Source organism: Pseudonocardia wallangbongensis (genome assembly GCF_054486945.1).
On record NZ_JBRERS010000001.1, the window covers coordinates 499,212 to 512,052 of the forward strand.

The 12,841-nt window shown below is 71.3% G+C and carries 11 protein-coding genes; all 11 read right to left on the reverse strand.

Features of this window, described 5'->3' with window-relative positions:
- Positions 1-20: 20 nt before the first annotated feature.
- From ACU436_RS02455 to ACU436_RS02505, 11 genes are read right to left on the reverse strand one after another with little or no spacing between them, the layout of a single operon-like run.
- Positions 21-1,679, reverse strand: coding sequence for an AMP-binding protein (locus ACU436_RS02455; protein ID WP_459021127.1), 1,659 nt, complete (start codon positions 1,677-1,679; stop codon positions 21-23).
- Entirely contained in the window at positions 1,676-2,578 is a 903-nt protein-coding gene (locus tag ACU436_RS02460; protein ID WP_459021129.1) for an amidohydrolase family protein, read from the reverse strand. The genes ACU436_RS02455 and ACU436_RS02460 overlap by 4 nt, the downstream gene beginning before the upstream one ends.
- Positions 2,575-3,438 carry a MaoC/PaaZ C-terminal domain-containing protein gene (locus ACU436_RS02465; protein ID WP_459021131.1) on the reverse strand — a complete coding sequence of 288 codons (864 nt, stop codon included), beginning with the start codon at positions 3,436-3,438 and terminating at the stop codon, positions 2,575-2,577. The genes ACU436_RS02460 and ACU436_RS02465 overlap by 4 nt, the downstream gene beginning before the upstream one ends.
- Positions 3,438-4,469, reverse strand: coding sequence for an ABC transporter ATP-binding protein (locus ACU436_RS02470; RefSeq protein ID WP_459021133.1), 1,032 nt, complete (start codon positions 4,467-4,469; stop codon positions 3,438-3,440). Before ACU436_RS02470 ends, ACU436_RS02465 begins: the two co-directional genes overlap by 1 nt.
- Positions 4,454-6,124: an ABC transporter substrate-binding protein gene (locus ACU436_RS02475; protein ID WP_459021135.1), complete on the reverse strand. Its 1,671-nt coding sequence runs from the start codon at positions 6,122-6,124 to the stop codon at positions 4,454-4,456. The genes ACU436_RS02470 and ACU436_RS02475 overlap by 16 nt, the downstream gene beginning before the upstream one ends.
- Positions 6,121-7,755, reverse strand: a complete 1,635-nt coding sequence (locus ACU436_RS02480; RefSeq protein WP_459021137.1) for an ABC transporter substrate-binding protein — start codon at positions 7,753-7,755, stop codon at positions 6,121-6,123. Before ACU436_RS02480 ends, ACU436_RS02475 begins: the two co-directional genes overlap by 4 nt.
- Positions 7,752-8,846, reverse strand: coding sequence for an ABC transporter ATP-binding protein (locus tag ACU436_RS02485; RefSeq protein WP_459021139.1), 1,095 nt, complete (start codon positions 8,844-8,846; stop codon positions 7,752-7,754). Before ACU436_RS02485 ends, ACU436_RS02480 begins: the two co-directional genes overlap by 4 nt.
- Complete coding sequence (locus tag ACU436_RS02490) at positions 8,843-9,778, reverse strand: ABC transporter permease (RefSeq protein ID WP_459021141.1); 936 nt, start codon at positions 9,776-9,778, stop codon at positions 8,843-8,845. Before ACU436_RS02490 ends, ACU436_RS02485 begins: the two co-directional genes overlap by 4 nt.
- Positions 9,771-10,799, reverse strand: coding sequence for an ABC transporter permease (locus tag ACU436_RS02495; RefSeq protein ID WP_459021143.1), 1,029 nt, complete (start codon positions 10,797-10,799; stop codon positions 9,771-9,773). Before ACU436_RS02495 ends, ACU436_RS02490 begins: the two co-directional genes overlap by 8 nt.
- Positions 10,800-10,807: 8 nt before the next feature.
- Positions 10,808-11,149, reverse strand: coding sequence for a ferredoxin (fdxA, locus tag ACU436_RS02500; protein WP_459021145.1), 342 nt, complete (start codon positions 11,147-11,149; stop codon positions 10,808-10,810).
- Positions 11,150-11,192: 43 nt separating this feature from the next.
- Positions 11,193-12,803, reverse strand: coding sequence for an ABC transporter substrate-binding protein (locus tag ACU436_RS02505; protein ID WP_459021147.1), 1,611 nt, complete (start codon positions 12,801-12,803; stop codon positions 11,193-11,195).
- Positions 12,804-12,841 lie beyond the last annotated feature (38 nt).

Genomic DNA, 12,841 nt, shown 5'->3' on the forward strand with positions numbered 1-12,841 from the left:
CGAACGTCCAGGGCGCAGGCTCACGGGGCGGTCGGCGCCGGAGCGGCCCCGATCCCGAACTGCCCTGCCCCGAGCTGCCGGCGCGCCCACCCCAGGTCGGCCTTGCCCGTGTTGAGGCGCTCCACCTCGGGCACCACGGCGATCCGGCGGGGCTTCTTGTAGCCGGCCAGCCGGGAGCCGACGAAGGCGCCGAGCTCGTCGGCATCGGCGACGGCGCCGCGCTCCAGCGACACGACAGCGGCGACGACGTTGCCGAAGCGTTCGTCGGGAACACCGAGCACCACTGCGTCGCGGACGGCCGGGTGGGCGCGGAGCGCGAGCTCCACCTCGTCGGTGAACACCTTCTCACCACCGGTGTTGACCACCGTGCTGCCCCGGCCGAGCAGCCGCAGCCGCCCGTCGGTCTCGAGGGTGGCCAGGTCGCCGGGCATCGTGTACCGCACGCCGTCGATGTCGCGGAAGGCACTCGCGGTCTTCTCCGCGTCGCCCTCGTACCCCGCCTCGGGCACGACCGGCGCGGCGAGCACCCCGATCGTTCCCGAGCCGGGCACGACGTCGTGGCCGTCCTCGTCGAGGAGGCGGGCGCCGGGCGCCAGCTCGAAGACACCGGCCTCCTCGTCGGTCCCCTTCTCCGCGAGCGAGGCCCGCGTGGTCTCGGACCGGGCGAACACCCCGCCCTCCGTCGACGCGACGGCGTCGCTCAGGGTGAGGTCGGCGTGGGCGAGCAGCCTGCGTTTCACGCCCGGCGTCCACACCGAGCCGATGCTGCGGATCCGGCGCAGGGAGCCGATCCCGAGCGGCTGCCCCGCCGTGGCCCTCTCGTCGAGCGCGTCGAGCAGGCGCAGCCCGAACGCGTCGCCCACGATCACCAGGTCGGTGACGCCGTGTCGCTCGATCGCCGCCAGCACCTCCGCACCCGAGACGCTCCTGCCGGTCAGCAGCACGACCGGCGCGCCGACGGCCAGCGCGCCGAGCGCGGAGTACAGGCCGGTGCCGTGCATCAGCGGCGGCGCGGGCAGCTGCACCATGCCGCGAGGGCCGTGCGGGTCGATGTCGAGCGCCTGGTGCAGCGCCTCGATCCCGTCGGTGGCGGAGAGCCCCAGCGTCGCGAAGCCGCCGGACCGCACCGAACGCAGCCGTTCGGCGTGGCTGCCGATCACAGCCTTGGGCTGGCCGGTGGTGCCGCCCGTGAACAGCCGCCACTCGGTGTCCCCGCGGGGGCGGCGCGGATGCCGGTCGGTGGTGGCGACGTCGGCCCCGAAACCGCCTGCCGGGTCGATCCGCACCAGCACGTCGCACCCCGGCACGGGCGCGGCCGCCTCCGCCACGACGTCGGCGAGGTCGTCGTCGGCGATCACGGCCCGGGCCCCGGACATCTCCAGCAGGTACCGCACCTCGGCCGCGCGGTACCGGTAGTTGACGTTCACCGGTGCGGCCATCAGCTTGAACAGCGCGTGCAGCGCGACCAGGTGCTCCGGGGAGTTCCGCGCGTCCACGCCGACCCGGTCGCCCGCACCGACACCGCGGGCGGCCAGGTACCCGGCGAGCCGGTCCGCCTGCTCGTCGAACTGCGCCCAGGTCAGCTGCCGGTCGCCGGCCGCCATCGCGACCCGCTGCGGGACGAGGTCGGCGATGTGCTCGAAGTGCGAGGCGAAGTTGTCCTCCAGCCCGATGTTCATGACCGGTCCGTCTCCAGCCCGAACAGCCGCGCCGCGTTGTGCAGCATGATGTCGGGCTTGACGCCGTCGCGGACCTCGGTCTTCTCCAGATCCGCCATCCACCGCTCCGGCGTGAACAGGGGGAAGTCGGTCCCGAACATCACCTTCTTGCGCAGCAACGTGTTCGCGTACTGCACCAGCTGCGGCGGGAAGTACTTCGGCGACCAGCCCGACAGCTCGATGTACACCTGCGCCTTGTGCGTGGCCACGGCCAGCGCCTCGTCCTGCCACGGGAACGACGGGTGCGCCATGATGATCGGCATGTCCGGGAAGTCCACGGCCACGTCGTCGAGGGCCAGTGGGTTGGAGTACTTCAGGCGCACCCCGCCGCCGCCCCTCGTGCCGGCGCCGACGCCGTTCTGCCCGGTGTGGAACAGCGCCGGGAGGCCGTGCTCGGCGAGCACCTCGTAGATCGGGAACGCGACCGGGTCGTTCGGGAAGACCTCCTGGACGCTCGGGTGGAACTTGAAGCCCCGGAACCCGTAGTCCTCGATCAGCCGCCGCGCGATCTTCGCGCCGGCCTTGCCGCGCGCGGGGTGCACGCTGGCGAACGGGATGATCGCGTCCGGGTGCTCGGCGGCGACCTCGCCGATCTCCTCGTTGGTCGGCGCGTGCTCGGCCCGGTCACCGAGCGAGTCGACCGTGAAGGCCACGGCCGCCATGCGCCGCTCCCGGTAGAACGCGGCGAGCTGGTGCAGGTCCATGCCGAGCACGTCGGACTTGAAGTGCGCCTTCATCTGCGCCATGCGCTCGGCGCCCGCTTCGGACTGGGCAGCCTTCGTGGAGAAGTGGACGTGCGTGTGCACGTCGATGGCGACGAGATCGGCCGCAAGCAGCTCGGGCGGGTTCACGCCGGTCATCGGGTCGCCCCGACGGTCGCCCGGCCGCGGTCGATCACCACGGTGCCGTCGTCGGTGCGCGTGCGGTGCAGGATCTGCCCGCCGCCCTCGTCCCAGATGTCGACCGAAAGGGCCTGGCCCGGGGTGACGGTGGCGCTGAACCGCCCGTACACGCCGGTGAGGCGGGTCGGGTCGCCGCCCGCGACCTCGTGCAGCAGCGCCCGCCCCGTGACGCCGTAGGTGCAGAGCCCGTGCAGGATCGGCTTGCCGAACCCGGCTCGCGCCGCGAACGCCGGGTCGGAGTGCAACGGGTTGCGGTCCCCGGACAGCCGGTAGAGCAGCGCCTGCTCGGGGCGGGTCTCGTACCGCACGCTGTGGTCGGGGGCGCGGTCGGGCGCAGCCCAGTCGTCGCGCGGGCCGCGGTCTCCCCCGAAGCCGCCCTCGCCGCGGATGAACAGGGCGCTGCGGTTGGTGGCGAGCGGCTGCCCCGTGTCCGGCCCGGCCGCGAGCACCGCGGTCGACTCGGTGACCACGAGGGCGCCCTTGCCCTTGTCGTACACGCCGGCCACCCGGGCCGTCGCCGTGACCGTGCCTTCGACCGGGACCGGGCGGTGCAGGGTGATCTCCTGCTCCGCGTGCACCAGCATCGCCGGGTCGAACGTGCCGAACGGCGGCGACGGCGCCTGCGACAGGAGCACCGCGAACGTCGGCAGCACCTGCTGGGACACCTCGGCGGAGTTCTCCGTGGTGAAGGCGAGCTCCTGGGTGGGCTCGCCGAGCCCGGCGCCGACGCCCACCGCGTACAGCAGGGCGTCGGTGGAGGTCCAGGTCCGGGAACGCGGCTCGCCGTGGCGGCCGACGGCGCCGGGGTCGATCGGCATCAGGCTCCTTCCGACTCGAGGACGGGGTGGTGGCAGGCGGCGAACCGCCCGGGCTTGACCTCGCGCATCTCGGGCACCTCCGTGGCACAGCGTTCGTCGGCGAGGGGGCACCGCGTGCGGAAGCGGCAGCCGCTGGGCGGGTTGATCGGCGACGGCATCTCGCCGCGCCCCCGGTCGGCGTTCTCTCCGGCCTCGATCGACGGGATGGACGAGACGAGCAACCGCGTGTACGGGTGCACGGGGTCGTCGAACAGCGCGGTGGTCTCCCCCAGCTCGCAGATGCGGCCGAGGTACATGACGGCGACGCGGTCGCTGATGTTGCGCACCACGCCGAGGTCGTGGGCGATGAACACCAGCGTGAGCCCGTAGCGGCGCTTCATGTCCTCGAGCAGGTTGAGGATCTGCGCCTGCACCGACACGTCCAGCGCCGACACGGGCTCGTCGCAGATCAGCACCTCCGGTTCGAGCACCAGGGCGCGGGCGATCGACACGCGCTGGCACTGCCCGCCGGAGAACTGGTGCGGCCGCCGGTCGGCCACCTGCTCCGGGTCGAGCCCGACCGCTTCGAGCACCTCGGGCACGACCCGGGCCCGCTCGTCGCCGCGCCCCCACACCACCAGCGGGTCGCCGACGATGTCCGGGATCCGGCGCCGCGGGTTGAGGGAGGAGATCGGGTCCTGGAAGATCATCTGCAGCTTGGGCCGCAGCTCCCGCAGCTCGCGGGGCGCGAGCGTGGTGAGGTCGCGTCCCTCGAACTCCACCGACCCGCTCGTCGGCCCGGGCAGCTGCATGATCGCCCGGCCGGTGGTCGACTTGCCGCAGCCGGACTCGCCGACCAGACCGAGCGTCTCTCCCCTGCGGACCTCGAGATCGATCCCGGAGACGGCGTGCACGGTCTGCCCGCCCCCCACCGGGAACTCGACCACCAGGTCCTCGAGCCGGAGAACGACGTCGTTGTCGTCGGAGTTGCCGTCGGGCGCGCGGGTCTCCGGTTCCCGCTCGGTGCGCGCCGCCGTCACCGGTCGAGCCATGTCGTAGCGAAGAACGTGTCCCTGGTCAGATAGCGCACCACGCCCTTGACCTCCGGTTTCGCAATCGTGGACAGGTAACCCCGGCTGTAGTAGCCGACCGCGATGTCCTGGTTGGACCGCAGCTCGACCTGCTGGTAGAGCCGGGTGCGCTCGGCGTCGTCGGTGGTGGCGGCGGCCTGCTCCAGCATCGCGTCGACCTCCGGGTCGGAGTAGCCGCCGTAGTTCGACCTGGCCCCGGTGTGCAGCAGGTTGTGCACCGCCGGGTAGGGGGAGTCGTTGGGGCCGCCGACCCAGCCGGCGAGCTGGAAGTCACCGGCCAGCATGACCTGCGACGTGTACTGCGCCAGGTCGTAGAAGTGCGGCTCCAGCGTGATGCCGATCGCCGCCATCTGCGCCTGCAGGAACTCCGTCAACGCCACCCGGTTCGGCGAGTTGGTGCTCGAGTACTGCACCGTGGCGCTGCCGCCGTCGGCGACGTACTCGGCCACCAGCGCCTTGGCCTTCTCCGGGTCGTAAGCGGGCCACGCGGCCTCCGCCTCGGGCGTGTGGTACTCGCTGTCGGCGCCGAACCAGCCGGCCGCGCGCTCCATCTGCCCCTTGTACTGGGTGGCCGCGAGCGCGTCGAGGTTGATCCCGCGCACCACCGCCTCGCGCATCCGGTGGTCGTCGAACGGTGCCTTCTCGTGGTTGAAGTAGACGTACTCCGCACCGTTGCCCGAGCCGAAGTACACCTTCAGGTTCGGGTTCGCCAGCCCGCGCAGCAGTTCCGTGTGGAAGCCGGCGAAGATCAGGTCGACGTCACCGTTCTCGATCGAGGCGTAGCGGGTCTCGGTGTCGGGCAGCGGCCGGAACTCCAGCTCGTCCAGATACGGCATGCCGTCCTGCCAGTAGTTCTCGTTGCGCTTCAGGTTCATGTGCGAGTCCCGGGCCCAGCCGGTCAGCACGAACGGGCCCGCCCCCACCGGGTGCTGCGCGATGTCGTCGCCGTACTGCTGAAGCGCCGCGGGCGAGACGATGATGCCGAGACCGCCGTAGGCGAAACCGCTGGCGAACGCGACCGGGAACGGGCCGAACGGTTCCTTCAGCGTGAACTTCACCGTGAGCGGGTCCACCGCGGTCATCGACGCGATCGGCTCGGTGAACCGGTGCCCCGGTGACGAGGCCGCGTCGATGTGCCGCTGTACGTTGACGATCACCGCGTCGGCGTCCAGCGGCGTGCCGTCGGAGAACTCGACGCCCTCGCGGAGCTCCAACAGCCAGGTCAGGCCGCTGTCGGGGCTCGTCATCGCCTTCGCGAGGTACGGCTCCGGCTTGCCCTCGCGGTTCAGCTTCAACAGCGAGTCGTACACGGCGAGCGCGGCCTGGTTGGTGTTGCTCACCGTCGGGTCGAACCCGACGATCTCCCGGTCCATGGCCATCACCAGCGTGCCGCCCGGCTTCGGCTCACCCTCCGCGGAGAGATCGTCACCGTAGGGGTTGACGGTGCGGATGGTGGTCTCCCCCACCCCACCTCCGACCGGCGCCAGGTTGGCCCCGCACGCGGCGGTCAGCAGCGCGCCGAGCGCCAACGCGAGGAAGGCGACGGCGCGGGGCCCGCGCGGTCTTCTTCGGCCGGGCGGCCCCTCCGGCTCCCGCTCCCCGCGCACCCCGGTCACCGGTCGAGCCACGTCGTCGCGAAGAACATGTCCCTGGTCAGGTAGCGCACCACGCCCTTGACCTCAGGTTTCGCGATCGTGGACAGGTAGCCCCGGCTGTAGTAGCCGACCGGGATGTCCTGGTTGGACAGCAGCGCCACCTGCTGGTACAGGCTCGTCCGCTGCGCCTCGTCGGTCGTCGCGGCGGCCTGGTCCAGCAGCGCGTCCACCTCGGGGTTGGAGTACTCGCCGTAGTTCGAGCTGCCGCCGGTGTGCATCAGGTTCTGCACCGCCGGGTAGGGGGCGTCGACGGGACCGCCGACCCACCCGGCCATCTGGAAGTCGTGGCTCTGCACCACGCTCGAGGTGTACTGCGCCAGGTCGTAGAACTGCACCTGCAAGGTGATGCCGATCGCCGCCATCTGCGCCTGTACGAACTCGGCGAACGCCACCCGGTTGGGCGCGTTGGTGGTCTTGTACTGCACCGTGGCGCTGCCGCCGCCGGCCACGTACTCGGCCACCAGCGCCTTGGCCTTCTCCGGGTCGTAGGCCGGCCACGCCGCCTCCGCCTCGGGCGTCGAGTACCCGCTGTCGGCGCCGAACCAGCCCGGCGCCCGCTCCATCTGGCTGCGGAACTGGGTGGCCGCCAGCGCGTCCAGGTCGATCCCGCGCACCACCGCCTCCCGCATCCGGTGGTCGTCGAACGGCGCCTGCTGGTGGTTGAAGTAGACGTACTCCGCGCCGTTGCCCGAGCCGTAGTAGACCGACAGGTTCGGGTTCTCCAGGCCGCGCAGCAGCTCCGTGTGGTAGCCGGCGAAGATCAGGTCGACGTCGCCGTTCTCGATCGAGGCGTACCGGGTCTCGGTGTCGGGCAGCGGCCGGAACTCCAGCCCGTCCAGGTAGGGCATGCCCTGCTGCCAGTAGTTGGGGTTCTTCGTGAGCCGCACGTAGGAGTCGGGCACCCACTCGCCGATCACGAACGGGCCCGCCCCCACCGGGTGCCGCGCGACGTCGTCGCCGTACTGCGCGATCGCGGCGGGCGAGACGATGAGGCCGAGGCCACCGCCGTTGAAGCCGCTCGCGAAGGCCACCGGGAACGACCCGAACGACTCCGTCAACCGGAACTCCACGGTCAGCGGGTCCACCGCGGTCATCGACTCGATCGGCTCGGTGAACCGGTGCCCCGGGGACGAGGCCTTGTCGATGTGGCGCTGCACGTTGAGGATCACGGCGTCCGCGTCGAGCGGGGTGCCGTCGGAGAACTGCACGCCCTCGCGCAGGCCCAGCCGCCAGGTCCGGCCGCCGTCGGGGCTGTCCATCGACCGCGCCATGTACGGCTCCGCCTTGCCCTCCGGCGACAGCTTCAGCAGCGAGTCGTACACGGCCGTGGCCGCCTGGTTGGTGTTCTGGACGGTCGGGTCGAACCCGATGATCGCCCGGTCCATCCCCATCACCAGGGTGCCGCCGGACTTCGGCTGGCCCTCGGCCGCCACGTCCCCGCCGTACGGGTTGACGGTGCGGATCGACGTGTCCCCCGCCGCTCCCCCGATCGGGGCGAGGTTGGACCCGCACGCGGCGGTCAGCAGCGCGGCGCAGGCGACGGCGAGCGCGGCGAACCCGCGCCCGGGCCGGGAGCGGCGTAGCCCGATCATGTCGCGACCATCTCCTCGGTGACCGGCGTCCCGGCGGCGGTCCGCCCGCGCTCGATGTTGTCGGCCCTGGCCTGCTCCCAGGCCGGGCTGCCCACCGGGAACCAGCAGCGGTACCGGTGCTCGGCGGACCCGGCGTCGCGCAGCGGCGGCTCCTCGGTGAGGCACTTGTCCTGGGCGACGGGGCAGCGCGGGCTGAACTTGCACCCCGCCGGCGGGTCGATCAGGTCCGGCGGACGGCCGGGGATCACGGAGAGCCGGGTGTGGTTGGGGCCCGCGAGCGGCGGCACCGCGTTCATGAGCGCCTCGGTGTAAGGCATCTTCGGCTCGGCGAACAGCACCGACGTCGGCGCCGTCTCCACGATCCGGCCCGCGTACATCACGGCGATGCGGTCCGAGCGGCTGCGCACCACCCGCAGGTCGTGCGTGACCAGCAGCATCGCCATGCGGAGGCGGGACTGCAGGTCGGCGAGCAGGTCGAGGATCTGGGCCTGGACCGTGACGTCGAGCGCCGTGGTCGGCTCGTCGGCCAGCAGCAGCCGCGGGTTGCACGAGAGCGCGATCGCGATCGTGACGCGCTGGCGCATGCCGCCCGACAGCTCGTGCGGGTACTGGCGCACCCGCCGCTCCGGCTCGGAGAGCCCCACCGAGTGCAGGAGCTCGACGGCCCGGTCCCGCGCCTGCTGCTTGGACACGCGCTCGTGCAGGACGATCGTCTCGGTCAGCTGCTCGCCGATGCGCTTCACGGGGTTCAGCGACGTCATCGGGTCCTGGAGGATCAGCGCGATCTCCGCGCCCCAGAACCGGGACAGCTCCTTGCTCGAGAGCTCGGTCAGGTCCGTGCCGTCGAACGTGACGCTGCCCTCGACCTCGGTGCCGCGGCCACCGGACACGAGTCCCATGACCCGGCGGGTGAACACGGTCTTGCCCGAGCCGCTCTCGCCGACGACGGCGAGGACCTCCCCCTCCTCGAGCCGCAGCGAGACGCCGTCGACCGCCTGCACCACACCCTTCTTGGTGTGGAAGCGCACGACGACGTCCTCGACGGTCAGCAAAGCACCCTGTGACGACGGTTCGCTCGCAAGCTCGCTCACAGGTTGCTCTCCTTGACCTCGAACTGCTTGCGGATCCGCTCACCGATGTAGTTGATCGACAGCACCGTGAGGAACATGACCGCGGCCGGGAACAGCGAGATGTGGGGGTAGTTCAGGAGCTCCGTACGACCGCCGGCGATCATGCCGCCCCAGCTGGGCGTGGGCGGCGGGATGCCGAGCCCGAGGAAGGACAGCGAGCCCTCCACGACGATGAAGACGCCGATCATGATGAAGCCGTACGCGGCGACCGGGAGAACGACGTTCGGCGCGATCTCGCGGGCGATGATCCGGATCGGACTGCACCCGTACGCTCGGGCGGCCAGCACGAACTCCCGTTGCGCCACCACCAGGGTGGCGGCGCGGGCCAGCCGGATGAACGTCGGCACCGACAGGATCGCCAGACCGATGATCAGGTGCGTCAGGCTGGAACCGAGGATCGCGACGATCGCGATGATGAACACCAGGCCGGGGAACGCCAGGACCACGTCGGTGATCAGCGCGAGCACGCGCTCGGTGCGGCCGCCGAAGTAGCCGGCGAGCATCCCGAGGAAGCCCCCGACGAGCGCACCGAGCCCGACCGCGCAGATGCCGACGAGCAGCGACGCCCGCGCCCCGTAGACCACGCGGGAGAACGTGTCGCGACCGAGGGTGTCCCCACCGAGCCAGTGCTGCGGGGTGATGCCCGAGAACACGGCGGTGTAGTCGGGGACCGCCGGGTCCCACAGCGGCAGCAGCGGCGCGAACACCGCCGCGAGCACCACCGCGCCGAGCCAGGTCCACGCCACGTACCAGCCGAACGGGGTGCGTTCGGCCCGCCGCGCGCCCTTGGCCCGGCTCTTGGCGCGGCCCTTGGGCGCCGCATGCTTGGGCAGCGCCTGGCCGGACGCCGGCTGCTCGGACGTCGTCTGCTCGGGCATCGTTCGTTCAGGCATCTCTGCGCACCCGCGGGTCGAGGGCCAGGTACAGGAGGTCGATCAGCATGTTGATCACGACGTAGGCGACGGCGACGAACAGCAGCGCGCCCTGCAGGATCATGTAGTCGCGGTTGAACACGGCCTGCACGATGAGCTGCCCGAGCCCGGGGATCGCGAAGAGCGTCTCGACGATCACCGTGCCGCCGAGCAACCGGCCGATGTTCACCCCGGAGAGCGTGATCAGGGAGAACGACGAGGGCCGCAGCGCGTGGCGGAAGAGGATCCGCGCCGGGCTGAGTCCCTTCGACCGGGCCATCAGGATGAAGTCCTCCTGGAGCGTGGACACCATGTCCGAGCGCAGGAGTTGTCGGTAGACCGCCGCCTCGGCGATCATGAGCGTCAGGCAGGGCAGGACGATCGACTGCAGGTTGCCGAGGGGGCTCTCGAAGAACCCGGTGTAGCCCGTGGCGGGCAGGATGCTCGACACCCCGCCGGCGAACAGCACGATCAGCACCATGCCGAACACGAAGTTCGGCATGGCGGCCGCGCCGAACCCGATCGTCATCGACGTCCGGTCGACGAACCCGCCGGGCCGGTACGCCGAGTACACGGCGAGCGGCACCGCCACCAGCAGCGCCAGCAGCTGGGCGATGATCGTGATCTCGAAGGTGACGGGGATGCGCTGGGCGAGCGCCTCGACCACCGGCTGGCCGGTCCGGAACGAGCGCCCGAGGTCGCCGGTGACCACACCGCCGAGCCAGTCGACGTAACGCACGAGCACCGGGCGGTCGAGCTGGAGCTCCGTGCGCACCTGCTCGACCTGCTCCGGCGTCGCGTTGTCGCCGGCCACGACGACGGCCGCGTCGCCGGGCAGCAGGTCGACCACGATGAACGACAGGAACGTCACGGCGAGGAGCACGAGCAGCAGGTGCGTCAGCCGCTTGCGGACGCGGCGCACCGCGGACTTCCGCGCGCCGCTGCGTCGCGTGCCGTTGCCGGCCGCCGTGGTCTGTGGTGTCGCGCTCAGCGTGTCGGCCATCGCGTGCCTCAGTCCTTCGCCGGCAGCGCCGCGACCAGCGGGGTGTCCGCGCCGACCGGACCGGTGAGCGACGCCCCGCCGGGGTCTCCCAGCGGGGCGTCCCGGCCGGGGAGCAGGTCGTAGAAGAAGGCCGCGTTGTCGGCGAGGTGGACGGCCTCGGCCTCGGAGGCCTGCTGCTCCAGCACGATCGAGTCGACCGGGCACTCCGGCTCGCACGCCCCGCACTCGATGCACTCGGCGGGGTTGATGTAGAGCTTCCGCTCGCCCACGTAGATGCAGTCGACGGGGCAGACGTCGACGCAGCTGCGGTCCATGAGGTCGACGCAGGATTCTGCGATCAGATAGGTCATGCGGTTCGGGCCCTTCCGGGATGGGCGGGGGTGGTCGGTCTCATCAGCGGTCCAGCCAGGTCGTCGCGTAGAACATGTCGCGGGACACGTACCGGTCGACGCCCTTCACCTCGGGCTTCGTGATCGTCGACAGGTAGCTGCGGCTGAACCAGGCCATCGCCAGGTCCTGCCCCACCAGCCCCTCCACCTGCTGGTAGGCGTTGGTGCGGACAGCCGGGTCCGACGTGGTCGCGGCCTCGTCGAGCAGGGCGTCCACCTGCGGGTTGGAGTACTTCCCGTAGTTCGTGTTGCCGCCGCTGTGCAGCAACCTGCTCGCGCCGGGGAACGGGGTGTCGAAGGCGCTGATCCACGTCGTGAGCTGGAAGTCGTTGCTCTGCACGACCGAGGAGGAGTACTGCGCGAGGTCGTAGAACTGCAGCTGCACGTCGATCCCGACGGCGGCCATCTGCGCCTGCAGGAACTCGCCGAACGGCACCCTGGTCTGGGTGGTCTTGAACGTGAAGTCGGGGTTGCCGCCACCCGCGCGGTACTCCTCGATGAGCCCTCTCGCCCGCTCCGGGTCGTAGCGCGGCCACGCGTCCGACGCCGCCGCGGTGTGGTAAGGGCTGCTCTCGGTGAACAGGCTGGTGGCCGACACCAGCCGGCCGCTGTACTGGCTCGCCGCGAGCGCGTTCAGGTCGAGCGAGGAGATCAGCGCCTCCCGCATGCGGCGGTCGTCGAACGGCGCCTTGTTGAAGTTGAAGTACAGGTACTCCCCCGCGTTGCCCGGTCCGTAGTACACGCGCAGGTTCGGGTTCTGGCTGGCCCGCACGAGCTCCTGGTTGTAGCCACCGAACACCACGTCGACGTCGCCGTTCTCGATGGAGGCGTAGCGCGTCTCGGTGTCCGGCAGCGGCCGGAACTCCAGCCCGTCCAGGTACGGCTTGCCCTCCTGCCAGTACGACGGGTTCTTCGTGAGCACGGTCCGGGAGTCGGGGATCCACTCGGTGAACGTGAAGGGGCCCGCGCCGACGGGGTGGCGGCCGATGTCGTCGCCGTACTGCTGCAGCGCGGCGGGCGAGACGATCAGGCCGAGGCTGCCGTATGTGATCGGCTGGCCGAACACGACCGGGAAGTCGCCGAACGGCCCGTCCAGCACGAACTCGACCGTCAGCGGGTCGACCGCGCGCATCGACGTGATCCGCTCCGCGAACGGGTGCGCGGGTGAGGACACCGTGTCGATGTGCCGCTGGGTGTTGACGATCACCGCGCTCGCGTCGAGCGGGGTGCCGTCGGAGAACGTGACGCCGGGCCGCAGCGTCAGCACCCAGGTCGTGCCGCCGTCGGTGGTCTCCATGGACTGCGCGAGGTAGGGCTCGGCCTTGCCGTCCGGGGTGAGCTTCATCAGCGAGTCGTAGACGGCCAGCGCCGCCATGTTCGAGTTCTGGACCGTGGGGTCGAAGCTCACGATCTCGCGGTCCATGCCGAGCAGGAGCGTGCCGCCCGGCTTCGGCGTGCCCTCGGCGGCCGGGTCACCGCCGTAGGGGTCGCGCTCCTGCAGCGCGCCCTCGGCGACGGCGGCACGGTCTGCGGCCCCGCACGCCCCCACGAGCAGGGCGCAGCACACCAGCGCCACGCCCGCGACGATGCGGGACGTGCGGGGTCGCAGCCTCATCCGGTACACCTCGGCGTGTGGAGAGAGGGGTGGTGGTG